This window comes from Nostoc sp. FACHB-110 (genome assembly GCF_014697425.1).
Lineage (GTDB): Bacteria > Cyanobacteriota > Cyanobacteriia > Cyanobacteriales > Nostocaceae > Nostoc_B.
In genome coordinates, this window is the sequence record NZ_JACJRU010000037.1 from 20076 (window position 1) to 44216 (window position 24141).

Genomic DNA, 24141 nt, shown 5'->3' on the forward strand with positions numbered 1-24141 from the left:
CATTTTAAATTTTTCCTTCTGCTGTTAAGTAATATTTCCGCAACAATTTTCCTAGCAATCATCCAAACAATAGCAATAAGAATATATTATCTAGCCAGAATCTAACTTTTGGCTCAATACTTTCAATTTTTTCCAGTAAAAAAACTAAATACTTCATCTATATAAATTAAATATTTATGTTTTTTACGTATATTTACTGCTCATTCTGGTAATAAGTATGCAAAAGCTTTTTCTGGTATCCTTACATGGAAAACCAAAATACTACTCATAAAAATAGTTTATTTAGGAAATTATTTGCTAAAAAAAATCGGATTTCCTGGTTAATTTATGTGTTTCTCATGTCTTTTACGGGTATTTTGTTATCCAACTATTTGATCACAAATAACCCAGCTTTTGCTACGTTTTCTAGATATAACTATCAAATTTTACAATCTGCGCCCACCCAACCCATAGGCTATTATGACTATTTTGGTAAATTGCTGAGTCCTAGACAGGCTGCCTATTTAGTTAAACAAAAACGCCTCAACCCTCGTGATCCTGTCTCTTATCAAAAAATTGGAGCGGTTGAAATAACTGATGAATTAATCAAACAAGGAGAAGATATATATTTCAATCGCAAAATTGGTGACAACTTTGGACTGCAAGCAGTTTTCGGTTTAGCCCAAGGTCTCTCTACTATCTTGCCAGAAATTCAAACGGCAGTTGTCCAGTTAAATGGTCAACCAACAACTAATTTACAAATTACCCTTCAGAAAAATCTCACCCTAGGTAGCCGCACTTTCCATATTGGAGATGTAATTAATACAGGTTTAAAAGTTGAAAAAGGCAGTAAATTTCCTTTGGGACTATTACCTGATGAAAAAACTCAAACGATTGGAATTAGCTGCGCTGTTTGTCATGCCAGCGTTTCCAATGAAGGTAAACGTTTAGCAGGAGTTCCGAATGGTGAACTTGCTATTCCTTTGTTTATTGCATTAGCGCCCAATTCATCTGCTGCGTTTGCGCGGTTAAATACACAATTAGATCCTAATAATCCTTTAAATCTTAACCCGCTCAACCCACAGTACCAAGGCAATGGTAAGACAATCATTGACAGTGAGGGTAATTTGGTCGAACTCCCCGATCCTCAAAAGTTAGAAGATGCTTTTGATGATGCTGTTTTAGATGTACCATTCGGTCATTTTGAAAGTTCACCTGATGGCATTGATGACACTACTCAAATTCCTAGTGGGTTTACTCTTGGGAATCATCCCTACACAGCTGATGGTGGCTTTGCTGTTGGTTCTTTTAACGGACTTAGTGTTTTCAACAGTGCAGTTCACTCTTCAGAAATCAATTTGTTAGCTGCTGCCCAACTTAGTGAAAAAACGCTAGGAATTGACTCCGAAGTTTATATCGGTACATTTCTTCAAAATGCTGCTGACCCAAGATTTCGCTTACCAGATGGAGAGCCTATCAAACCTTCTGAGTGGTTGCGACAACAACAGCAACAATTGGGCATTCCCTTCGCAGAATTAGAAGACCAAATTTCTGCTCCTGATGCAGGGAACTATCCTAATCTGAATCCTAGCTTGGCTACATTCAACGGTTTATTTTTCAGTCCTAACACCAACAAAGCCGGTGACATCGCCAGTGGGAAGTTCTTTTTTGCTGCTAATGCTATGTCTGCTTTCCAAAATAGCTTAGTACCGCCTGCCAACCGTTCACAAGAAAACTGGAAAGCCTTAAAAAATGGTTCAGTACGAAGAGGGGCAAAAGTTTTTCAACAAGCTAACTGTGCAACTTGTCACATTCCCCCCTTCTTTACCGATAACAAAATCCATCCCGTTGAGGAAATTGGCACTAATTCTGCCCGTGCTAAATCTCGCTTAGGACTTAATAAGTTATTAGTGGAACCTAAGTTATATAGCTATGATACGACTGTACCCGTTTCTGCCAATGCGACAGTTCTAGATGTGCCAACTGAGGGTATTTCTGCTACTCCTACCACTTTACCCACGGGGATATTACCCAAGGGCGGTTATAAAACAACAACCTTACGCGGTCTTTATTTTAGCCCACCCTATTTACACGATGGTGGTGTAGCAGTAAGGCAAGGTAGTTTAAAGGTTTTTGGAGATGGTAGATTTCAAGTTATTGACCCTAAAGGTTTAGGACTAACTGGCACTCTCAGCCAAGGCTTACCTGCTGATTCTGCTAGTAGCTTACGTGCTTTATTAGACCGCAGACTTCGTGAGCAAGTTGTGAGTGCCAATAAAAAGAACCCTGCTTTAAGTCCACAGCGCAGTAACCTTGATGGCACAGGTCATGAGTTCTATGTAGATTATCAGAGTGGGTTTAGTTCTCAACAGCAAACCGATTTGATTAATTTCTTGCTAGCACTTGATGATGACCCTTGCAATTTTTAATTTTCGTTAAGCTGATACTAATCTCTTAAGACCGGGTGTAAGGGGTTTTGGATACATTCACCCTTGCACCCTTCCCCACACCCTTAATTTTTCTTTTTCATACATGAGTCCTAATAACGACAAAAAATCAGGACTTATAAATTTATAGATATATTTTGCCAAATTTTGAAAGTATACCAGTACAAATGCTACTGGCGCAATTTTCTCAAAGTCTAACCAGCTTAATCATACGCTTGCTCTACCTTCTGATACAACCGCAAGCGATCGCACTTTTTTCCTGGCTAGCTGTCGCACTTCAACCGCAGACCACCATATATCATGTCCTGTTAAGCATAACAACATTTCTGTATTTGGATAGATGATATCCACAATCTTTTGAATATCCCATGTAATTTTCTTATGCTTGAATATTTGATCGAGAGACAAGTTCATGGTTCCAGTCCAGTTAATATTTCTCAGGTAATTTAAAATTATGAATAGAAATATTAAGAAATATAAAGAAGATATCAATGTCCAGTGCTGCTATTGACAAAAGTAAATCTCGTGTCGTTGTGATTGGTGCAGGTATTGGCGGACTGACGACTGCGTCCTTATTAGCCCATCGTGGTTACAGCGTTTTAGTCCTTGACCAAGCCATCGTACCGGGAGGCTGTGCTTCTACATTTAAACGTCAAGGTTTCACATTTGATGTCGGTGCAACCCAAGTTGCAGGTTTAGAACCTGGGGGAATTCACCACCGCATCTTTGCTGAATTAGAAATTGATTTACCAGCAGCCACCCCTTGTGACCCGGCTTGTGCAGTTTATTTACCTGGGGAAACTACACCTATTAACGTCTGGCGCGACCCAGATAAGTGGCGGGAGGAACGACAACGGCAGTTTCCCGGAAGCGAACCTTTCTGGCAGTTATTGGCGACTTTATTTGACGCTAGTTGGGAATTTCAAGGACGCGACCCAGTTTTACCGCCGCGTAACTTGTGGGACTTGTGGCAATTATTTCAGGCGGTGCGTCCCAGTACATTTATTACTGCGCCATTTACTTTGTTGACTGTGGGTGATGCCTTAAGGTTATGCGGACTGGGTAATGACCAGCGTTTGCGAACATTTTTAGATTTGCAACTGAAGTTGTATTCTCAGGTGAGTGCGGAAGAGACGGCATTACTCTATGCGGCAACGGCATTGAGCGTTTCGCAATTGCCCCAGGGATTATATCATCTGCAAGGTAGTATGCAGGTGTTGAGCGATCGCTTAGTCTCTGCCTTAGAAAGAGATGGCGGACGCTTGTTAATGCGTCACACCGTCGAACACATCAAAGTCGAAAATGGTAAAGCTACGGCAGTTGTCATCAGAAACCAGAAAACAGGCGAAGTCTGGACGGAAGCAGCAGACCATGTAGTAGCTAACGTGACAGTTCAAAATTTAGTGCAACTATTGGGCGACAAAGTGCCATTAGGTTACAAACAGCGAGTCGAAAAACTCCCGCCACCATCAGGGGCATTTGTTGTGTATTTGGGTGTAGATGCCAGTGCGATTCCTTTAGATTGTCCGCCCCACCTGCAATTTATGTATGATGCTAACGGCCCCATTGGCGAGAATAATTCTTTGTTTGTTTCCGTCAGTCATCCCGGAGACGGCCGCGCCCCAGAAGGTAAAGCAACTCTTATTGCCTCATCTTTTGTCGATTATCAACAATGGTGGCAGACTCCAGATTATCAAGCATTGAAACAAAAATATACCCAAGATGCGATCGCTCGTCTCAACCAATATTTTTACCTCAAACCCGAAACCATCATCTATCAAGAAGCTGCCACACCCCGCACCTTTGCCCATTACACCGGGCGCGATCGCGGTATAGTTGGGGGCATAGGTCAAAGAATCCCCACCTTTGGCCCCTTTGGTTTTGCCAACCGCACACCCATCAATTCCCTATGGTTAGTGGGCGACTCCACCCATCCCGGTGAAGGCACAGCTGGTGTGAGTTACTCCGCATTGACAGTAGCAAGACAAATCGAAGCAGAATTTTAAAGTGCTGAGTCAAAATACTAGCCTCTAGGGCGTGTTTTCAAACTATAACCACAACAAAATGGAGGCGATCGTAATCATAGCTGTATAATTAGCTGTAACGGTTTTAACCTCTGCCAACCTTCGTTGTTTAAGTCTCCTCGGTTTATCAGGAGCGTCACCCGCAGGGAGGTTCCCTCCGTTGTAGCAAGTGGCATGGATTTAGGGGGATCTAAAGTGTTTTGCTACCAACAAGCAGACTTTTAAAACAACCTCTCACATAGATTGCATCTTCAGCCAACTAAAAATCTGCTCGACTGACAAATTTAGCTCAATTTCCTCTAATATTGATAAGCGATCGCTACCCTGTAATAATTCTGGTTGTTGATTGGAACGAAAAACAAGAATAGAGCGATCGCTTGGATCAATTAACCAACCTAGCTGACAACCATTTTGTAAGCAGTAAAGAATATGATTTTAGTTTAGCAGGGTGATTAGATGGGCGATCGCTTGGCTGCATACCTCAACTTGTGTTGCTGAATAAATTACTTAGGTAATCGATTAGGTCGTATCAAAGTCAGCATACTAATAGAGTTTTTATCTTCTGGATATTGTAAATGTAAAGAAAAATTTTCATTATCCCATCGATCCCAAAAGAAAATGCTCTTGTTAATTACAGCCTTAACCGGGCCACCTGTGACACTAGGTTGTCCTAGAATAGCAATTGCTTCATCTCGATTCACATTGAAAGATAAACCCTTGGGTAAAGGATACGGATACTGTTGATATTTATCTATATTTTCAGCGAAAACATGAATTGTGTTAACTTTATGTTGTTGATCAAACGTAATTTGTAATCCCGTCTTTTTGAATTGCAACACGCTGCCATCCGAGGTATCACTTTCCCTCATTTCAAAAATTTCTGGTTTTTCTGGAATGTGATTGATAAATTTCAGTAAGAGTTCATCTTCTGCATTTTTATCAATCAAGTTGTGAATTTCTATATCCATCGCTATCTGCTGCCATTTGAACACCACCTACGTGGGTTGAAAAACCTTGATTTTGTGTTAGTCCACGCAGGGTAACTTTGCTTGTGTAGTAGCGAATTATATTCGCCCAATACTTTTAAAACATCCTCTAAACTAATCACCAACAAAATTAGGCAATCCTTGTAAATATTCTTCTTCTAATTCTCTAACCAATGCACAATAATATTGGAGAGCTACCTGATTTTCTCCGGCTTCAATTAAACGTACTGCTTCAGTAATACGCTCATATAAATCTGCTAAAATCTCTTGGGTATGAGGTTGTTTTTGAATGTGTGCAACGATTTTAGGAGCGACTTCATAATAGTGAGAGATTAATGATTCCCCATATGGAACAGTACGCATATATGTATCTCTAAAAGCTCTAAGAGTAGTTAACTCATAACAGTCATCTGGTAGTCCTTTTGATTCCACACAGGCAGTAGTGATAAAGCAGCCCTTTTTAAAAGTCTTTGGCTTTTTACTGACTAGCTTTAGCATTGGCTTATCTAATGTTAATTTTCCTCCAGTTTGTAATATTAGTTTGAGGGATTCGATATCCGGCGTTGAGGCGAGTTGCCCATTTGAGATTTGACTGTTGATATCTTGAAGCAGTTGAGTAGGATCTTCTACTGCTTGGATAAATTGTTTATAGAAGTCTACTGTTGCTTCACTAGCTAATAAAGCCTTTTCTTCAATTGTTGCTGGTCTACCTGCTCTATTTTCAAAATCTGTAATTGCTGTGTTTGTCTTATCAATTGGTTGATGTATATTTTTTAAGATATGCTGAATTTGGTGAGCCGTGTCCCTTTTGTTGGAATCTATTACTGTAATTTTATCCCCTAATGCATCCGTTTTAATAGATGGCCCTCGTGGGCCACTCACTTTAATACCAGACCAACCTTTGATATCAAGTGCTGACTTAATTTTAGCTACTACTGAATCTGTGAGGTCATCTGTTACCCCTGCACCTGCATTACACGAAGTAAAATAAATAGCTTTGATTCGCTTTCGTAAAGCTTTTGGCCCAGAGAAGAGAAAATACACTATCTGTTCTGCTTTGTAGTCGCCCGTTTTACCGGGTTTCCCATGAGAAACTATGTATAGCTCCTCTTTCTTCGACATACTGCTAAAATCCGCATCTTTTAATAATTCTACTGGGCCACCAGCTCTTTTAACTGCGTAGTCAATAGAGGTCAGTTCGATAAAATCATTTATCATCTTCTTCTTGGCTACAACAACTCGCCGTTGTAAAGCTGTTTTACCCGTGGTAGTAACCGACTGCATTTGTTTTTTTTTGCCAGGTAATTGGCGCTGCACCACACCATCATTTTGCTGGACTACATGAGTCAATTCATGGGCGATTAATTCCTGTCCTCCACGGTTTCCTGGCTGATATTCTCCTTGACGAAAGAAAATATCTTTTCCTGTGGTGAAGGCTTTTGCCTGAATTGACTGATTTAACTCGTCAGATTGAGCATCAGTGTGAACTTTCACACCACTGAAATCAGCACCAAAGGCTTGCTCCATTGGTTCTTTGATACTTTCTGTTAGTGGCTGTCCGCTACTTCTGGCTTGTTGGATTGACTGTTCTAAATCAGGTGTTGCAGTCATTCCACCTGCACCAGACAAACGCTGCACCATTGGTTTCATAAGGACTTCCTCTTCTTCCGGTGCTGCTTCACGTTGAATGTTCCCGGAGATGGGTTTCATTCGCATCTCTTCTTCTTCCGGTGCTGCTTCACGTTGAATATTCCCGGAGATGGGTTTCATTCGCATCTCTTCTTCTTCCGGTGCTGCTTCACGTTGAACTTGTTGAGTTTCTGGTGCATTAATTTGCTGGACAACATCTGCGGCTAATCTATCTGCTTCTTGTTCGTATTTGTCACCCGGCTGACCAATGGTAAGCTTCATTTGCATGGGTAATGGTTGCGGAGTCACATTACTAGGAAATACAGATATATTTGGCAGGTTTTTTTTCTTGTCTGATTTAGCCTGCAAATCAGAAGTTTGGTTGTTGGTGATTTCCTCATCTGGCTGGACGACAAAACGGCGTGGTGCGAATTGATTGGTAGTTGAGGTATCAGAGGAATTTGCGGAAGTCTTTTTTGTTTTGTATTGTCTTGTATACATTTACTCAACTCTCCCAATCTGTGAAATAGTGCTTTGTTGTCCAGACACAGTTAGTATCAATTTTTGCACTATTTTTGAGGAATTGGTGAGCGATATCCACCATTGTTCACAGAATTAAAAGCAGGCGATCACATTTTGGTTTACTACCTGAAATATAGCAATCTTAAATGATTTACAAATATCTCTCTCCCTTGTGTGTGTTGTTCACATATCAACATGAATCTTCATCTCAGGTTTTTCCGGCTAAATCCAACCTTTGACTTCGGTATCGGTCAATGGTCGTTCTAGCTTTGCATATTCACTCTTAGCTGCTTGTAAAATATGTTTCATCTCTACGAATTCCCCAGCATCGGCGGCTAAAAAAGCAGCATTTAAGGCGATATTGCGAATATTGCCGCCGGATACATTTAATTTGGCCAATTTACTACAATCTAAATCTTGAGTTGGCGTTTGTCGGGGAAAGATGCGTTGCCAAATTTCTGTACGCTGGTTAGCGTCGGGGAAGGGAAACTGGACGATAAACCGGATGCGACGCAGAAATGCCTGATCTAAAGAAGCTTTTAAGTTAGTGGTGAGAATGGCTAAACCCCGATAGGATTCCATACGTTGTAATAAGTAGCCTACTTCAATATTGGCATGGCGATCGTGGCTATCTTTCACTTCGCTACGCTTGCCAAATATAGCGTCGGCTTCATCAAATAGTAAAATTGCGCCACCTGCTTCAGCCGCATCAAATACTCGCCGCAAGTTTTTCTCTGTTTCGCCAATGTATTTACTAACCACTTGACTTAAATCTATGCGGTATAAATCTAAACGCAGTTCATTAGCAATCACTTCCGCAGCCATTGTTTTACCAGTACCACTCGCACCAGCAAATAAAGCACTAATACCTAAACCTCTGCCTCCCTTATTCCCAAAACCCCACTGTTCATACACTTTCGCCCGTTGTCGGACATGGGCGGCGATATCGCGTAAAACTTGACGTTGGGCTTCGGGTAAAACTAAATCATCCCAGCTTGCGCCCAGTTCTAAAGGTTGGGCCAATTCATCTAAACGTGTACGCGCCTGAGAACGGCAAGTATCCCATAAGAGAGTGCTGAGTGCTAAGTGCTGAGTGCTGAGTGGGGAGTGGGGAGTAGGATTTTGAGCATTAAGGCTTAATTCTTGATTTTTGACTCTTGACTTTGCGATCGCTTCGGTACAAATTGTTTGAATAGTTGTGGCACTAAGACTGAAGTGAGAAACTAAAATATCTACGTGACCGTTGAGGGTGGTGGCTGCTTCGCCTAAAGCATTTTGCCAGATGGTGCGTTGTTCGGCTACGCTGGGTTTTTGAACATCAAAGGTGATGAGGGGCTTTTGGGAAAATCGCCTGCGTTCGTGACTAGTCATCATTAAAGGACTAGAGATATTTGCAATTAAACGAGCGATCGCACTTTCTTTCGTGGCATCTGTGCTATCAATTTCATCACAATCTAATAGTAGGGCACTATTGGTTAACATTGATTCTCGCTCCCACAGACGCAACAAATCGTTGATTTCGTTGTTACGTAAGTTAGCAATTGCCCCGCCGGACATGAGGTATAAATTCATCTTAAGTAATTGACAAGCTGTAAATGCGATCGCTTTTTTACTAGTTATTTCATCACCACATAACTGAATAATTGGTAAAGTCGTTTCTAACGTAGTATTATCCCAAGTTGCTGCTAATTGTTCCGCTAATTGTTGATGCGAAACTACATTAACAATGCTTTGTATTTCCACAGGTTTGACAATGCCTTGTAACCTCTCATCTAAATGATTCCAACCCAACAGATAATGTAAAATTCGTTCATCAATTCGCAAGGGACTTAAATTTATCCCTGCACCTTCCGCAATTTGAATTAATTGCCAACGTCGCAACGCTGCATAAGGTGTCAAAGCATTCCAATGGGCTTGCGGTAAAACTATCGTTGCTAACATAAAAGTTGGATAAGGTTTACCTATACCTTGGGCGTTGGCACATAATAAACCCCAGTTAGCGTCTAATTCCATACCAACGCATAATAGCAAAATATTCCGTTCAAACTCTGTTAAACCAAAAATGCGGCACAGGGTGTTGAGGGCTGACCCTGGCCAAGCATTTTTTACCCTCAATTCTAAAGATGAATTTTGCTGATTTTCTGGATTGCTTTCTAATAAATTCCGAACTATAGCTAGTTCGCGCATTAAATAAAGATAATTTTGTTCTTTGTCATTTGTCATTTTTAAATATAAAAAGTAAATAAATAGAGTCAAGTTAATAGTTAACAGTTTATAGCAGTTTCTAATTAAGTGAGGTAAATGTTTTTTTACGCAAAGAAATACAGAGTCACACAGAGATAAGTTATCAGGAGGGGATTAGGAAAGGCTATAGCTGTTATCTAAAATCTCAAGAACGTATACTTCATTATCATAGCTATTATTTCCACACCAAGTATCAATCCATAATCCCCCATAGACAATCATTTGATGATTAAACTGTATAGTTGAATGACCAAATCTAGGAGGAGGAAATTTACCAGCTACTTCTGGAATCAATACTTGATAAATTCCAGAGTTATTGTTTTCCAAGTTAGGCAGATTTAATAATATCAAATCGCCAATCGTCACATGACTCACATCATCGCCGGGACACATACCTGCAAACAAAACTAAGTTATCCCCAAATTCACCATACCCATGAACAGTTCGACAGGGAATTAAATTTTCCCCCTCTTCTAATTCATTGTCGTAATCATATTCTTCTGTATCTTCCTCATCATTATTTTGTGAATAAATTGGGTATTGATAGTTGTCAATACCTTTAAAATCAGCTAATTCCCACTGTAATTTTGTCGTATTTATAGTATCAAAATCCCCTAATTTTAAAGTGAAAATATTTTGGCAGAATCCGTCATAAGCTGCATCACCTAAAAATTTTACTAATATATTGTTACGAACTTTTAAACCAGCTAATGCAGAAATCGCACAGTTCTCAACGGGAATATTTAACCAGCGCATTTTAGTAATATCTAATATATGTACATCATTTCGCGCTGAGTAAAGATCATAAGAGCCACCATCAATAAATAATTTATCTTGATATAAAACTGCACTATGATGAGAACGAGCATCTGGAGGTATACCATCTGGTGTAACCTTTGACCATTCCCAAGTCTTTAAATCTAGAATATGAACAGCAACATCGCTAAAAATATACCCACCATCTTTGGCCTCTTTATGCCCTCCCCAAACCAGCATTTTATCTTGAAATAAAATAGATATATGAAAACTTCTATTTTCAGGAACTTGCCCGGAAATTTTAGGTTGTCTCCAAGTCCAAGAAGGCAAATCTAGTACATTAACATCATTAAAAGTATCATTAGTATTGTTGTCTTCTCCACCAAAAATAATCATTGATTTTTGATACAAAATAGCAGAATGCCCGTATCTAGGTTGAGGAGAAATACCTTGGGTTTGCGGATTATTCCAAATAAATTGAGGAATAGAACTTTGCATAAATAAGTTAATAGATATAAAATAATTAAACTTTAGATAGAAGGGAAAATACAAAAAAAATGCTAGTTAATCAAAGAATTCCACCTGTCAAATATCTTCTATAAAATAGCTAAGACTGGCCCAGTATATTGTTCAAATGTAGGACTATCGGAATTTGTATCAACTGTCAGTAAACTTTCTGCACCATCAACAATAAATCTAACTAAATAATTACCTGGTAAACAATCATGAATAGCAAAGGTAATTGAGTTGGCATTGTTCCGCCGATTTTTGGTTTGCTCAAAAGAATAACCAGTAAATTGAGTCAATGAAAGTTCTGTTAAAACTAAAGTTACTTGTTGTGTTTTTTCAATAGTTAAGTTAACTACAACTGTGACCTCTGCCGATCGCAGTTCATTACCTCTACCATGTACATTAGATACAGAGATATCTAAAATCGTCGGACGTAACAAAAAAGGTATAACATTGGAACTCACATTTTGTTGCGGATGAAGCACTTGCAAAGTCTGGATACCAGCGCGCAGAGATTCTATTGGTACAGAAGATAAATCTAAGGTAATTTGCTTGTCGGTGACGGCTTGGGGAGTTATTTTCATATCACCGATACGGACTTGAGTTATATTTGCACTTAATTTACTCCCTTGAATTAATAATGTGCTGTTAGCCAGAATTAAAGGTGTGGCTGAATATTGTGTTTGCCAAAGTTTAGATAGTTCTTCTACTACTTTGATTTGAGCGATCGCAGGTTGATATGGTGTAATATGACGCTGAAGGTTGCGTACAGGTAAGGGTTTTTTTGGTATATCGCTGCTGTCGATTAAAACAATACTAGCTTTATAAGCTATTGATAACGCGTATGGTGTCTGAAAAAATACCGACCAAATTTTAGAAATTTCTTCTATGTCCATATCAACAGAAGAAATGCTAATTCCTTCTACTTGTTCGGCTAAATTAGAATCAGCCAAAAATGTAAAAGTTGAATCGGCTACGGTTTCCCGAATCATCTCAGAAGTAATGTTAGATTGACTGTTTAAGGTGCGGACAATGCTACCCATCAACCGATGTGGTTCTAACTCGACATCGTTACCATAGCAGCTAAATAAATAGTATAAATCTAATCCAGTTTTTGCGCGCTTCGTATATTTCTCTTCTGAGTGGCGTTGTCTTAAATCAGCAGTTCGCCAAGCCGGATTAAGCAAAATATCATAAAGATAAATATTTACTCCTGCTTCTGGGGTAGCATTATTTAAGCGATCTGGTCTAACAGTTGTTACCCTCGCCCCATCCACATCTACTTGCACACTGGCCTGCAAGGTTCTTTGCAAAGTTGCGGTGACAGTGGCAATTGCTAAATAATTACTCATTGGTTATTTGTCATTTGTCATTAGTAAAAGTGCTGAGTGCTGAGTGCTGAGTGCTGAATTATATTCTTGCCCCCCTGCTCCCCTGCCTCTTCTATGGACACACTAAACCTACTTTTAAGGCTTTAACAATTGCTTGCGTGCGACTAGTAACACCTAATTTTTCAAAGATAGCTGTTAAGTGAGCTTTAACAGTGGCTACTGTAATATAAAGATGTTTAGCAATTTGTTCGTTTGATGCACCTTGGACTAACCAATTTAATACTTCTTGTTCTCTTTCGGTTAAATGAATGCCATTACTAGAGTTTAAAGAGTGTCCTGTATAGTATTGAAATAATCGGAAAAATCCCGTAGCGACATCAGGCGGTAAATAAACTTTATGATTAATTACAGTCACAATTGCTTCGCATAATTGAGTGGCTAACTGGTCTTTAAATACGTAACCCCAAGCACCAGCTTGCATCGCTCGAAATACCCAATCATCTTGTTGATGTGCTGATAAAATTAAGACTTTGCCTGTATAAGGTAAATCTCCCAAACGCAGCAAAGCTGTAATTCCATCTTCTGGCGGTAATTCTAAATCTAGTAGGATTAAAGCTGGGTGTTGTTCGGTGGTAAGTTTAATTGCTTGTTCTACAGAAGCAGCTTCACCAACAACATTAAAACCAACACTGGCACTAACATTATAAAAATTTAATAGAGTCCGAATGCCTTGACGAAAGTGTGGCTCATCATCAACAAGCAAAATAGAAATGACTTCTTTTTTAACGTTCATGGTAGTAGTATGCCTGGTATTTAAATGAAAACTCAAAAATCAGAAGCCAAAAAAAATTAAATAGTAAGTCAGCCAAAAACTTTTAACCTTCTCAACTGTAACCTGTCACTTTGTAATTGGTAACGTAAAAGAAAATTGCGCGCCGCCTTCCGGAAGATTTTCAGCCCACAAGTTACCTTGATGTTCTAGGATAATCTTTTTGGCGATCGCTAATCCTAAACCAGTCCCGCCTACGCGTCGAGAATAATAAGGTTTAAAGATTTGCTTCAAATCTTCTGCTGCAATTCCTGAACCGCGATCGCAAATTTCTATCAACACTTCATTACGATATGTATGCCAATTACAAGTAACTTTGCCACCACGCGGGCTAAAATGAATAGCATTAGTTAATAAATTGTCAAATACCTGTTTCATCTGCCATTCATCGACGGATACATACACAGGTTTTTCGGGAAAGTTAATTTGTAATTGTTTTTCTGTTAACCAAGGTTGTAAACTTTTAATACTTTGAGCAAGAATTGTTTGTAAATTGTGTTTTTTTATTTTTAACCTAGCACGTTGACCACGGTAAAGTAAGTCAGTTAATTTACTACTGAGTTCATCTACAGTTTGACGAATTAATGTTGCTTGTTCTCGTAAACTACCGTCTGGCAATACTAGGCGGAGGTTTTCAGCACAAAGATTAATTAAGGCTAAGGGATTTCGCAGTTGATGTTCGGCTTGACCGAGTAATTGAGCTAAACAATTGATTTCAGATTGATAGTGCGATCGCTCCCGATACATAGCTAAATAATTACTCAGTATTTGAGCATTGCCCAATAGTAACTGTTGCTGTTTAACCGAGAGTGGGTCAAAAGTACAGACTAAAATATATTCGGCGATCGAACTTTGCTGACTCAAAGGGCAAACATAAGTATGATACCCACCCGAGACATTTAACTCGTGGATATTAACATTTACTAAATCATCTCGCCACCATTTTTCTTGTTGCAGATATGCAAAATCTCGATGGGATAACTCACGGTGAGAGTAATCAGATATAGCCTTTGTCGAACGTAGTTGTGCTTCCGGCTCTTGCACCACTAATTGACGCTGACTTGTACTTAAATCATGATATGCAACCCAAACCACCAAAGTTGGCAGTAAAGCAACTAACTGCTGAATAACTAATTGACAAATGTCTTTTACATTGACTGTTAACAGCTGGCTTGAAGATAGCGGTAAAGACACCTGGAAAGTGACATTCTGAGTAGCAACCTTCATATTTATACTCTCGGATATAGTCGAACAGTAAGCAGCATTGTGGGTGCTACCAACTTTTAGATATTGTTAACTTGTTGAAATGATGCTGCTTACTGTATAAATACGGACGAAATTAGCTTACTCTACCGCTTTTAAAATTGGGGAATTTAAAACAATAATTTTACAATATCGACCAAAGTCTAATAACCGCCAGACTATTTAGATATCTAAGCTATTCATAGCTAGCCTCATATTGGCAAAGCTGACAAAAAAGCCTTATTCAAAGGTTAACTTCTTGCTGCCGACCCGCTGTTGTGCCTTATGATCCCAGCTGCTACCCAAACTTTGGCAGAAATTTTAGCTGGCGGGATTTCCCTGCTCAGTACAGAGCAAATTGATTTCAACCACCCTGGTGTGGGGCAGAACATCAACCCCAGGCTGAATTTGTACTGTTACAACATTCAAGAAAATGTTTATCGACAATCTAGTTGTCAGCATTCACGAAGTACAGACAACTCTGGCTTATTGACCCCTAGGTGGTTTGATGTGTCATTTTTGGTGAGTGCCTGGGATTTCACCAGTTTGGGTGAACAACGTCTGCTGTCAGAAGCTTTGATTTTACTTTTGCATCATCACTCAATACAAGAGGAGGTACTTGCTCCAGCACTGCGAGGTCATGGCGAATTGGCAATGACCGTTTGCGCTATTCATCCGATGGATGCTGCGGCTTTATGGAATGCGTTGGGAGTCCCTTTACGTCCTGCCTTATATGTGACGTTGACTATCCCTTTAAATTTGCACATTAGCTCTGCAACCGAGCCAAGGCCAGTTAACTATCCCAAAAAAGTCTGAAATGTGAAGTCTGAAGGTTAAAGATTGAAATGTGTATAAAATCAGTCAATTTATAGCTTTGAGCGATCGCCATTGTCCTAACTAACCTATATGGTTACAGCTATATGCTTCATACTTCATACTTCATACTAGCCTGCGGCAAGCCGCTACGCGTCTACATACTTCATACTTCCAAAATTAGGAAAACCAAGCTTTATGCCAAGATTAGATTATTTTGCACCTGGTGTCTACGTTGAAGAAGTAGACCGAGGTAGTCGTCCAATAGAGGGCGTGAGTACAAATATTGCCGGATTTATCGGCTTTACCGAAGATGTGCGCGGTGATGCTGAACTATTTAAACCGATGTTAGTAACATCGTGGAACGAATATTTAGAATACTTTGCTAAACAAGGTTCTGACGGTTACACCGATTTTGATGCTTATTTACCTTTTGCGGTAAATGGTTGGTTTCTCAATGGCGGTGGGCGTTGTTGGGTAGCGAGTATCGGTACAAAACTGCCTGGTTCTCAGCCACCACCACCAGAAGAAACCGCCTTAAAAATTCGCACTACCGGGAACCGTCCATCTTTAAGTTTTGTCCTGAAGCCGGCTGAAGATGATGATGACGGTGGTGCAGAAGGCAGAATTAACGTTTCTGTCACAGAAAGTGAACCGCGTCCGCCAGAAAACCCAGAAGCAGAACCACCAGCCAATAGTGGTGAATTTTTCAAAGTCATAATTAGTCGCAATGGCGAAGTTCTGGAAGAGTACGACAATCTTTCCATGAACCCGCAAGTTGACGCAGCAGTGGGTAGTTATGCGGTGACGGCTTTGCAAGAGTCGCAGTTTGTGACTGTCGCTGACTTAGAAACACCAGGACAACCTCTGTCTCGTCGTCCTGCTAACGGTACTTATGAAGTTAGCCCACCACCTGTAGTCTCCACCCCAGACCGTTTCCCTAGAGATGTGCAAGGTGTCAGAGACGATCGCACCGGGATGCAGGGTATCTTTGAAATTGATGAAGTTACCATGATTGCTTTCCCTGACTTGATGCGGGCTTATCAAAACGGCATCTTGGATTTAGATCAAGTCCACGGCATCATGGAAGCGATGGTGAGTCTGTGTGAAAATACTGCCCCCAACCGGATGGTAGTATTAGACCCACCGCCCTGCAAAGGTGGTGGTACTGCTGTATCTCCCACCCAGGTGAAGCCCCAGCACATTGCTCAGTGGTTGAGTGCATTTAACAGGCGATCGCAATTTGCCGCCCTCTACTATCCTTGGATTAAAGTCCCCAACCCCCGCAACGGTGGTAGACCCATTTTGGTTCCTCCGGCTGGTCATATGTTGGGCGTTTGGTGTCGCACCGATGAAACCAGAGGCGTTTATAAAGCCCCCGCCAACGACACACCTAGAGGCGTAATTGGTCTAGCCTACGAAACCAACCTGCGCGAGCAAGAATTACTCAACCCCCTAGGTATCAACTGTATCCGCACCTTCCCCAACCGTGGTATCCGCATTTGGGGCGCTCGGACATTGGTCGAACCAGACAACGTGCAGTGGCGTTATATCAGCGTCCGTCGCTTGATGAGCTATATCGAGAAATCAGTGGAACTCGGTACACAGTGGGTAGTCTTTGAACCTAACGACCAAGATTTATGGGCGCGTGTCACCCGTACCGTCAGCAACTTCTTAGAAAGACTCTGGCGCGAAGGTGCTTTATTTGGTGCTTCGGCAGCTGAAGCTTTTTATGTCAAATGCGACTCTAGCATCAACACCCACGAAACCATGATGTTGGGTCGGTTGTATATCGAAGTTGGTGTATGTCCTGTGCGTCCGGCGGAATTTGTCATCTTCCGCTTTAGTCAATGGTCTCCTAACCAATAAAACAAGTGCAGAGGTGTAAGGGAAATCATACTCCCCCTACACCCTCACACCCTAATACCCTCTATTACAAACTAAGGAGCTAAAAATATGCCTGAATTAAAACCAATTGCCGCCAGTAATTTTTACTTTGAAATTGATAGCATGACCGACATGGCTTTTAGCAAAATTGGTGGAGTCAAATTTGAAGCTAAAGTCAAAGGTCAAGATAAACCTTTGATGTCTACAAAAGGCGGTGTTACGCTCAGACAAATTAACTCTGCTGGGTTTGAAGGACTATTCACAATCGACGTTTCTACCCTGATGAGTGGAGATAGTGATAGCACCAGCAAAAAAATGTATGATTGGTTCAAAAAATGTATGCCCAAAACTGAAAAAGGTGAAGGCAAATGGGCAGACAGTAAAAAAACCGGATCTATAGTTGCCTACGATACGGATGGCAATGAAGTGATGCGTTGGGAATTAAAAGAAGCTTGGCCTTCTCAATACAAAATCGGAGATTTAGATGTGAATGGCAACGATTATATTGAAGAAACTTACACCTTAACTTGTGAAAACATCAATCGCAAAAAATAGATTTTGCCTAATTTTTTAGTTAATTAATTATTACCTATCTATCTGGGGGTTGATTTATGCCAGAGTATATCTCTAATGCCAAGTTTTACTGGGAAGCTGATGGACTGACAGAAATTTTGATTCAGAAAATCAGTGGTATGCAAATGAAAATGATAGTTGCAGGTGGAGATGCACCTATTGGTGTCACCAAGGATGGTAAAACTCAAACCCAAGCTACTATCGGTGGTGTAGAATGCTCAGAAATTACCTTGGAATGTGTAGCAACTGCTGATTCTAAACAACTACTTGATTGGTATAACAAATGCCATGCTGAAGCTCTTTCAGGAGGTAAATCTGACGGGCGTACAAGTCGTAAATTAGGAAAACTTTCTATTTATGATGGTGCAGCAGAAAAAGTACAGTACGAATTTACAGATGTATTTCCTACTAGCTATGCTACAGGTGATTTTACAGCAGGTAGTGGTGATTTATTAACAGAAACAGTAACCATTGGTTTTACTTATTTTGAAAGGAAGAAGTAAATAGAAGTATGAAGTATGAAGTATGAAATTTTATCCTTCAGTACAGTAGGGTGTGTTATCGCGCCAGCGTAACGTACCGCCAGAGATTTGCGGTGTGTTAGGACTATTGTCCATAACGCACCCTACAAAACTTCATACTTTTTTATCATCTTAAAATTTGTATGCGGTGAGCATCATGGCAGAGTTTCCAGAAATTCTTACTAATAGCCGTTTTTATCTGGAGTTAAAACTAACTGGTAGTCAAGAACCAGTGGATGGCTATTTTATGGAATGTCAAGGTTTTCAAGTTAATCAGGAAGTTGTAGAAATTGCCGAAGTTACACCACAAACTTGGGGTAAAAATGGCAATAGTAACGGTAGAATTGTCCGTTCTAAGATTCCTGGAAATATTAAATATTCTAATATAGTGTTAAGGCGGGGTTTAACTATTTCGATGACCATGTGGAATTGGTTAGCCTCTGTCCAAGAAAGTAAATGGGGTGATGAAAGACGCGACGGTTCTCTCGTAATTTATAATCAAGCTGCAACCGCACAATTTAGATTAGAATTTAAAAATGCTTGGCCCGCTAGTTATAAAATTAATGATGTGAATGCCTCTGGTAGTGAACATGAAATTGAAGAGATAGAAGTAGTAGTAGAAGAATTAAAACGAGTGAAAGTATCATAGGATGTTGCAAACTGAATTTGAATTTACTCTTCCAAAAGGATATTTAGATGCAGATGGTAATTTGCATCGTAAGGGTGTAATGCGTTTATCCAGAGCGATGGATGAAATTATTCCTTTACGTGACCCCCGGGTGAAATCAAATCCAGCCTATGCGACAGTCATTATTTTATCGCGTGTGATTACTCGTTTAGGAGCTTTGGAAGAAGTAACACCAGCAGTAGTAGAAGATTTTTTTGCTTGTGATTTAAGTTATTTACAAAATTTTTATCGTCTAATTAATGAATTAGAAGAAGAGAATTAAGTATGAAGTGTGAAGTATGAAGTGTGAAGTATGAAGTATGAAGTATGAAGTATGAAGTGTGAAGTATGAAGTATGAAGTATGAAGTATGAAGTATGAAGTATGAAGTATGAAGTATGAAGTATGAAATTTTATTATTCTGCTTTCTGTCTTTTAACTAATGACCAATGACAAATAACCAATGACAGATATATCTACAGAATTTGAGTTTATTCTTCCTAGAGGTTTATTAGATACTGAAGGGAATTTGCATCGTTATGGTGTGATGCGTTTAGCGACGGCTAAAGATGAAATTGTTGTGCAAAAAAATAAAGCTGCTCAAGATAACTCAGCATATCAATCGATTGTGATGCTATCTAGAGTTATTACAAAGTTAGGAGATTTACCAGAAATCACTCCTGATTTATTAGAAAATCTTTTTACCCGCGATTTAGCTTATTTACGTGAATTTTATAATCGCATTAATCAACAAGGTGATGTTTGTATTTCGGCACAGTGTCCTCAATGCAATAGTAACTTTCAAGTGGAGTTAGCTTTAGCGGGGGAATCGTAGGCTACCCCTTGGAAGAACTACATGAGGAGGTAGCCTATATTGCGTTTCATTTTCACTGGAGTTTAGCAGAGATTCTCGATTTAGAACACTCTGACCGCCGTCGCTGGGTTGGAGAAATTGGTAAAATGATGCCGCGAGAATAATCTTTTGATTAATTAGAAGCTGTCACAGCATTTAGTGGAATTAAAGGACGGTTGGCAATTTCTTCTAAACCTACAGATAGTAATAAATCATCCCAATCTCGCAATAAAGTTAAATCATTAGGATTGGCAGCGCGCAAATCTGCTAAAGCTTTGAGGGTATCATGCCAATAGCCATTTTCTGCATAAATTAGAACACGTTGTTTATTGGTAGCTGTTTGTAATTGTTTGGTGATTGTTGCAGATGGTTCAACTCTTTCAATCCAGCCACTAGCGACGGGATCAGCACTACGATCGCCTCCGGTTTGATCACATAATAAAGAAAATCGCCATCTATATTTTTTCCCTACTTCTAACCCAGAAAAATCAGCAGGTAAGGTATAACTTAAAATTCCTTGAGTCGCTGTCACAGATAAAGTTTTATCAAGGATTTCTTCTCCGTCTTCATTCCACAGTAAAAAGCCTGCTTCTTTGGCCGATGTTTGCGGGACATTGACAAAAAATGTAGGACGCTCGCTAATTGTTAATTCTACAGGTATTTGATTTGCCGCGATCGCCGCAGGTTTTGGCGGTAAAACTGCACTAATAATTTGCGGGCTACATTTTCCTCTAGCGGCTCCCGCTTCTAAATTCCGAGAACCACGAATTCCGGGAATTTTAAACTTTAATAAAGAACGACGGCGAGGTTTTAATCTGGGGATGGAACGCTGATTATTGAATTGGGCAATGCTTGGTATCGGTGCAGCAATTGTTGGCAATGTACTTAACAGCATTTCTGGAGATATTAAACCTAGAGTCATTAGTAGTAATGTTCTTTTAAGCATATTTGTTGACAATAGTGCGCCTTTGATAACGAATATGTATTGGGCGATCGCCATTAGATAAACGCCCAATTTATCTTGTAAATTATATTTTGTAACTAGCTACAGCTAGGTGGAAAATTTGGGCAATTTTCCAGATGATCTTGACTATATTAATTTAAGTAAAGTTCCATTATTTAAATTTTGTTTGCCTAAAAATTAGTCAAATTTAAATTATCATCTCTTACGTAAAATTACTATAAGCATTCTTGGCATTTTTAGCTAAAATTCGATAAACATTATACAATTACCATAGTTGTTATCCACACTAACAAAAATTATTTAAGTGTAATATTTTATTGCATTTGGCTACTAAATATTAAGCATAATTTTTAGTAGAAAAACTGAATTTAAAAAAACAATATTTGAGAAAATCAGACACTCTTTTTATCTACATCAAGAGGTAAAGCCGATGGTAGGGCAAGATTCCAGACTTCGCAATTTACGTCAGACAGTGTTGAATATTGGTGGTACGGTAGTTGTCACCAGTCTAGCGATCTCAGGGTTAATTGTCGGGTTACGGGCAGTAGGCAGCTTTCAAGGAATGGAGTTAGCTGCATTTGATTGGTTAATGCGATCTCGTCCCGATGAAGGCGTAGATAATCGCTTTTTAATAGTCGGTATCGATGACGTTGATATTCAAACCCGCAAAGAGTATCCCATCGAAGACGGCACAATGGCCCAGCTATTAACAAAACTAGAAGAAAAAGCACCGCGAGTGATTGGCATAGATGTTTTGCGAGATGTCAAGCAAGGTGCAGCCACCGGAAGAGCAGAATTAGTGCAAATACTATCCGACAGCGACAATATAGTTGCAGTTTGTGTGATTAGTAAAGCAGATTCCCCAGGTATCGCTGCCGCCCCAGGCATCCCCGAAGATAGAGTCGGAGTTGCTGATTTTCCTGTCGATGCTGGTGGGACAGTGCGTCAAGGGATGATTATTTCCGTTCCCAAAGCCTCAAAACTACCCAAGCCAAGCGAACATATCTGCAATATCGCCGACTCAGAAAATCAACTGCCTTCTTTAAGTTTTCAAATGGTGGCGCGTTACCTAGCAGAACAAGGCATTGAACCAAAACTCACAAAATCTGGAGAATTACAACTAGGTTCCACCCTTCTCAAACGCTTAACTCCCAAATCGGGAGGGTATAACAAAGTCGATACCGCAGATTATCAAATCATGCTCAACTATCGTTCTGCCAAGAATGCCGTTAAGCAAGTATCTTTAAGTGATGTCTTGGCTGATAAAGTTGACCCAGCTTTAATCAAAGACAAAATTGTTATGATTGGCTACACCGCCCAAATTGTCAAAGATACCTTTTACACACCTTATAGTGCAGGGTCAGAAGATAGCCAAAAAATGCCAGGGGTAATAGTTCACGCCCAAAATGCCAGCCAGATATTAAGTGCAGTTTTAGATAAACGGCCCCTATTTTGGTTTTGGAACGAATGGCAAGAAGGATTATGGGTATTTGCTTGGTCATTAGTAGGCGGCTTTTTAGCATGGCGAATTCGTAAACCTTGGCTATTGGTATTAGGTGGAGGAGTAGCGATCGCCGTATTATTAGGTAGCACATATATGCTATTTCTGCGGGCAGCTTGGGTTCCTTTAGTGCCACCGGCGATCGCACTTTTAGCCAGTGGTGTAGGTGTTGTATTAATAGATAGATACGCTGCCACAATCGTCAAAACTGTTAAAGGCTTCCTCAAAATTAATATTGATATTGACGAAGACAAAAAAAATCAAGAAGTCGCAGCCATCACCGAAAGTGATTACTTTCTAGAATTGCAGCAAAAAGCTAAAGATTTACGCACCAAAGACAATCAAGAAATATCCTCAATCAACACTTCATCTATTGTGCATGAAGTAGATATTTCTAACCCTGTGCCTGAACCCAGCATCACTTATTCCCCAGATAACGCCAATCCAGAAGTAGATTACTTACAACAAGTCAGAGATAAACGTAACCAAATTCACTCTCAAAACACCAACATACAAACACAGCCAATTCATCCCCTAGAAATTACGACCAACCCAGCCATTATAGAAGAACCAGAAGAACTCGAATACTTAGCAGATTTACAGCGACGTAGCAAAAAATTAAAAGAGAATCAATAATATCATATGAATCAACCCGAATTTGAAAAATCAGCTTCTCCAAGCAGTTTCATAGATGTGATGAATTTGCCAGATGAGCCAAGACAACTTGCCAACTTAATCATTCATCAGCAAAAAGTTAGCCTGACCCAAGTCATCACCCATCTCAACATTGCCGCAGAAGTCGCCCAACAACATCTGCAAAATCTCAAAAATCAAGGCTTTATTCAAGAAGTGAACGAAAATGGCTCAATTTACTATCAACCTTGCTTTAGCACTCCAAAGAAAAGTAAGTTGAGTCAAAATATTTGGGACAAACTTGAGGAATAATATGATGAGGTGGATATTATTCAATGTCCATTTAATCAACTAAAAAACATCTAGTTTGCATATTGAAATTGCATCCTACTCTTGTGGGGTGGACATCTTGTCCGCCCCACTGATGCAAATTAAATTTAAAAATCACAATAATTAATTTATGTCAAAAATTGTATCAATTCACTCCTTTCGGGGTGGGACAGGCAAATCAAACTCCACTGCAAATTTAGCAGGAATAGTTGCTAGTTATGGATATCGAGTTGGTATTGTTGATACTGATATCCAATCGCCAGGTATTCACGTTTTATTTGGATTTGATGAGCAGAAAATGAAATATTCCCTCAATGATTACTTGTGGGGACGCTGTAAAATTGAAGAATCTGCCTATGATGTGAGTTCAACCTTAAATCAACCCGCACCCAAAGGGCGAATTTATCTGATTCCTTCGAGTATTAAAGTTAGAGATATTACCAAAGTATTACGAGAAGGCTTTGATTTTAATTTACTCAATGAAGGCTTTCAAAAACTCTTGGTAGCTTTAAAATTAGATTATTTATTTATTGATACTCACCCCGGACTCAACGAAGAAACCTTACTTTCAATTGCGATTTCTGATGTCTTAGTTCTTATCCTACGACCCGATCGCCAAGATTTTCAAGGCACAGCCGTGACAGTTGAAGTCGCCCGGAGACTCGAAGTGCCAAAAATGTTGCTCTTAATCAATAAAGCACTACCAGCATTAGACTTTGATGCACTCAAACAACAAGTAGAAAAAACCTACAGCGCGCCTGTCGCCGGAATTTTACCCCTCACGGAAGAACTGATTCAACTAGCTAGTAGTGACTTATTTTGTCTGCGCCATCCAGAACATCCTTTTAGCCAAGTAATGACTCAAGTAGCCAAATTAATTATGCAGTGAAGTCTCAAATAT

23 protein-coding genes are annotated in these 24141 nt (G+C 39.8%); 13 read left to right on the forward strand and 10 right to left on the reverse strand.

Annotated elements, in window-relative coordinates; all coding sequences use genetic code 11:
- The first annotated feature begins 245 nt into the window (after positions 1 to 245).
- Positions 246 to 2408, forward strand: coding sequence for a di-heme oxidoredictase family protein (locus H6G69_RS25635; RefSeq protein WP_190691940.1), 2163 nt, complete (start codon positions 246 to 248; stop codon positions 2406 to 2408).
- Positions 2409 to 2633: 225 nt separating this feature from the next.
- Here the strand turns inward: H6G69_RS25635 and H6G69_RS25640 are convergent, their stop codons facing one another.
- A complete protein-coding gene (locus H6G69_RS25640) occupies positions 2634 to 2840 on the reverse strand; it encodes a hypothetical protein (protein WP_190691941.1) in 207 nt (68 codons plus the stop codon).
- A gap of 77 nt (positions 2841 to 2917) precedes the next feature.
- Between H6G69_RS25640 and crtD the strand changes: the two genes are divergently transcribed.
- A complete protein-coding gene (gene crtD, locus H6G69_RS25645) occupies positions 2918 to 4432 on the forward strand; it encodes a C-3',4' desaturase CrtD (RefSeq protein ID WP_190691942.1) in 1515 nt (504 codons plus the stop codon).
- 252 nt (positions 4433 to 4684) lie between these two features.
- On the opposite strand, the gene H6G69_RS25650 is transcribed toward crtD, so the two are convergent.
- The 8 genes from H6G69_RS25650 to H6G69_RS25685 form a co-directional block, all read right to left on the reverse strand.
- Entirely contained in the window at positions 4685 to 4879 is a 195-nt protein-coding gene (locus H6G69_RS25650) for a Uma2 family endonuclease (protein ID WP_190691971.1), read from the reverse strand.
- Between the two features lie 74 nt (positions 4880 to 4953).
- Positions 4954 to 5418, reverse strand: a complete 465-nt coding sequence (locus H6G69_RS25655) for a hypothetical protein (RefSeq protein WP_190691943.1) — start codon at positions 5416 to 5418, stop codon at positions 4954 to 4956.
- Between the two features lie 132 nt (positions 5419 to 5550).
- The gene (locus H6G69_RS25660; RefSeq protein ID WP_199336278.1) at positions 5551 to 7566 is read right to left on the reverse strand and encodes a DUF4157 domain-containing protein; all 2016 of its coding nucleotides are present in this window, start codon (positions 7564 to 7566) and stop codon (positions 5551 to 5553) included.
- Positions 7567 to 7809: 243 nt separating this feature from the next.
- A complete protein-coding gene (locus tag H6G69_RS25665; protein WP_190691944.1) occupies positions 7810 to 9810 on the reverse strand; it encodes an ATP-binding protein in 2001 nt (666 codons plus the stop codon).
- A 135-nt stretch (positions 9811 to 9945) separates the two neighbouring features.
- Positions 9946 to 11085, reverse strand: a complete 1140-nt coding sequence (locus tag H6G69_RS25670; RefSeq protein ID WP_190691945.1) for a kelch repeat-containing protein — start codon at positions 11083 to 11085, stop codon at positions 9946 to 9948.
- A gap of 98 nt (positions 11086 to 11183) precedes the next feature.
- Positions 11184 to 12449 (reverse strand): DUF4255 domain-containing protein, encoded by a 1266-nt coding sequence (locus H6G69_RS25675; protein ID WP_190691946.1) that lies wholly within the window; start codon positions 12447 to 12449, stop codon positions 11184 to 11186.
- Between the two features lie 91 nt (positions 12450 to 12540).
- A complete protein-coding gene (locus H6G69_RS25680) occupies positions 12541 to 13221 on the reverse strand; it encodes a response regulator transcription factor (RefSeq protein ID WP_190691947.1) in 681 nt (226 codons plus the stop codon).
- A gap of 105 nt (positions 13222 to 13326) precedes the next feature.
- Positions 13327 to 14484, reverse strand: coding sequence for a sensor histidine kinase KdpD (locus tag H6G69_RS25685; protein WP_190691948.1), 1158 nt, complete (start codon positions 14482 to 14484; stop codon positions 13327 to 13329).
- Positions 14485 to 14784: 300 nt separating this feature from the next.
- On the opposite strand from H6G69_RS25685, the gene H6G69_RS25690 reads away from it, so the two are divergent.
- From H6G69_RS25690 to H6G69_RS34505, 8 genes are all read left to right on the forward strand, one after another.
- Positions 14785 to 15315: a Pvc16 family protein gene (locus H6G69_RS25690; RefSeq protein ID WP_190691949.1), complete on the forward strand. Its 531-nt coding sequence runs from the start codon at positions 14785 to 14787 to the stop codon at positions 15313 to 15315.
- A gap of 195 nt (positions 15316 to 15510) precedes the next feature.
- On the forward strand, positions 15511 to 17181 hold the full coding sequence (locus tag H6G69_RS25695; RefSeq protein ID WP_190691950.1) for a phage tail sheath C-terminal domain-containing protein: 1671 nt from the start codon (positions 15511 to 15513) through the stop codon (positions 17179 to 17181).
- Positions 17182 to 17268: 87 nt separating this feature from the next.
- On the forward strand, positions 17269 to 17754 hold the full coding sequence (locus tag H6G69_RS25700; RefSeq protein ID WP_190691951.1) for a phage tail protein: 486 nt from the start codon (positions 17269 to 17271) through the stop codon (positions 17752 to 17754).
- Between the two features lie 56 nt (positions 17755 to 17810).
- On the forward strand, positions 17811 to 18275 hold the full coding sequence (locus H6G69_RS25705; protein ID WP_190691952.1) for a phage tail protein: 465 nt from the start codon (positions 17811 to 17813) through the stop codon (positions 18273 to 18275).
- Positions 18276 to 18450: 175 nt separating this feature from the next.
- Complete coding sequence (locus H6G69_RS25710; protein WP_190691953.1) at positions 18451 to 18942, forward strand: phage tail protein; 492 nt, start codon at positions 18451 to 18453, stop codon at positions 18940 to 18942.
- Position 18943: 1 nt separating this feature from the next.
- Complete coding sequence (locus H6G69_RS25715; protein ID WP_190691954.1) at positions 18944 to 19243, forward strand: hypothetical protein; 300 nt, start codon at positions 18944 to 18946, stop codon at positions 19241 to 19243.
- 179 nt (positions 19244 to 19422) lie between these two features.
- Positions 19423 to 19794: a phage tail assembly protein gene (locus H6G69_RS25720; RefSeq protein ID WP_190691955.1), complete on the forward strand. Its 372-nt coding sequence runs from the start codon at positions 19423 to 19425 to the stop codon at positions 19792 to 19794.
- 8 nt (positions 19795 to 19802) lie between these two features.
- Positions 19803 to 19937 carry a DUF6760 family protein gene (locus H6G69_RS34505; RefSeq protein WP_277883463.1) on the forward strand — a complete coding sequence of 45 codons (135 nt, stop codon included), beginning with the start codon at positions 19803 to 19805 and terminating at the stop codon, positions 19935 to 19937.
- Positions 19938 to 19945: 8 nt separating this feature from the next.
- On the opposite strand, the gene H6G69_RS25725 is transcribed toward H6G69_RS34505, so the two are convergent.
- Entirely contained in the window at positions 19946 to 20734 is a 789-nt protein-coding gene (locus tag H6G69_RS25725) for a DUF928 domain-containing protein (RefSeq protein ID WP_242072184.1), read from the reverse strand.
- 472 nt (positions 20735 to 21206) lie between these two features.
- Between H6G69_RS25725 and H6G69_RS25730 the strand changes: the two genes are divergently transcribed.
- The 3 genes from H6G69_RS25730 to H6G69_RS25740 all read left to right on the forward strand — a co-directional run bounded on the left by H6G69_RS25730 (position 21207) and on the right by H6G69_RS25740 (position 24129).
- The gene (locus H6G69_RS25730; protein ID WP_190691956.1) at positions 21207 to 22913 is read left to right on the forward strand and encodes a CHASE2 domain-containing protein; all 1707 of its coding nucleotides are present in this window, start codon (positions 21207 to 21209) and stop codon (positions 22911 to 22913) included.
- Between the two features lie 6 nt (positions 22914 to 22919).
- Positions 22920 to 23222 carry an ArsR family transcriptional regulator gene (locus H6G69_RS25735; protein WP_190691957.1) on the forward strand — a complete coding sequence of 101 codons (303 nt, stop codon included), beginning with the start codon at positions 22920 to 22922 and terminating at the stop codon, positions 23220 to 23222.
- A gap of 148 nt (positions 23223 to 23370) precedes the next feature.
- Positions 23371 to 24129, forward strand: coding sequence for a MinD/ParA family protein (locus tag H6G69_RS25740; protein WP_190691958.1), 759 nt, complete (start codon positions 23371 to 23373; stop codon positions 24127 to 24129).
- Positions 24130 to 24141 lie beyond the last annotated feature (12 nt).

Coding starts and splice junctions, on each gene's coding strand:
- H6G69_RS25680 (WP_190691947.1), bottom strand. CDS start 13,221: ATGAACGTTAAAAAAGAAGTCATTTCTATTTTGCTTGTTGATGATGAG.
- H6G69_RS25715 (WP_190691954.1), top strand. CDS start 18,944: ATGTTGCAAACTGAATTTGAATTTACTCTTCCAAAAGGATATTTAGAT.
- H6G69_RS25705 (WP_190691952.1), top strand. CDS start 17,811: ATGCCAGAGTATATCTCTAATGCCAAGTTTTACTGGGAAGCTGATGGA.
- H6G69_RS25655 (WP_190691943.1), bottom strand. CDS start 5,418: ATGGATATAGAAATTCACAACTTGATTGATAAAAATGCAGAAGATGAA.
- crtD (WP_190691942.1), top strand. CDS start 2,918: ATGTCCAGTGCTGCTATTGACAAAAGTAAATCTCGTGTCGTTGTGATT.
- H6G69_RS25685 (WP_190691948.1), bottom strand. CDS start 14,484: ATGAAGGTTGCTACTCAGAATGTCACTTTCCAGGTGTCTTTACCGCTA.
- H6G69_RS25725 (WP_242072184.1), bottom strand. CDS start 20,734: ATGACTCTAGGTTTAATATCTCCAGAAATGCTGTTAAGTACATTGCCA.
- H6G69_RS25690 (WP_190691949.1), top strand. CDS start 14,785: ATGATCCCAGCTGCTACCCAAACTTTGGCAGAAATTTTAGCTGGCGGG.
- H6G69_RS25675 (WP_190691946.1), bottom strand. CDS start 12,449: ATGAGTAATTATTTAGCAATTGCCACTGTCACCGCAACTTTGCAAAGA.
- H6G69_RS25735 (WP_190691957.1), top strand. CDS start 22,920: ATGAATCAACCCGAATTTGAAAAATCAGCTTCTCCAAGCAGTTTCATA.
- H6G69_RS25720 (WP_190691955.1), top strand. CDS start 19,423: ATGACAGATATATCTACAGAATTTGAGTTTATTCTTCCTAGAGGTTTA.
- H6G69_RS25740 (WP_190691958.1), top strand. CDS start 23,371: ATGTCAAAAATTGTATCAATTCACTCCTTTCGGGGTGGGACAGGCAAA.
- H6G69_RS25670 (WP_190691945.1), bottom strand. CDS start 11,085: ATGCAAAGTTCTATTCCTCAATTTATTTGGAATAATCCGCAAACCCAA.
- H6G69_RS25695 (WP_190691950.1), top strand. CDS start 15,511: ATGCCAAGATTAGATTATTTTGCACCTGGTGTCTACGTTGAAGAAGTA.
- H6G69_RS25730 (WP_190691956.1), top strand. CDS start 21,207: ATGGTAGGGCAAGATTCCAGACTTCGCAATTTACGTCAGACAGTGTTG.
- H6G69_RS25635 (WP_190691940.1), top strand. CDS start 246: ATGGAAAACCAAAATACTACTCATAAAAATAGTTTATTTAGGAAATTA.
- H6G69_RS25640 (WP_190691941.1), bottom strand. CDS start 2,840: ATGAACTTGTCTCTCGATCAAATATTCAAGCATAAGAAAATTACATGG.
- H6G69_RS25660 (WP_199336278.1), bottom strand. CDS start 7,566: ATGTATACAAGACAATACAAAACAAAAAAGACTTCCGCAAATTCCTCT.
- H6G69_RS25700 (WP_190691951.1), top strand. CDS start 17,269: ATGCCTGAATTAAAACCAATTGCCGCCAGTAATTTTTACTTTGAAATT.
- H6G69_RS25710 (WP_190691953.1), top strand. CDS start 18,451: ATGGCAGAGTTTCCAGAAATTCTTACTAATAGCCGTTTTTATCTGGAG.
- H6G69_RS25665 (WP_190691944.1), bottom strand. CDS start 9,810: ATGACAAATGACAAAGAACAAAATTATCTTTATTTAATGCGCGAACTA.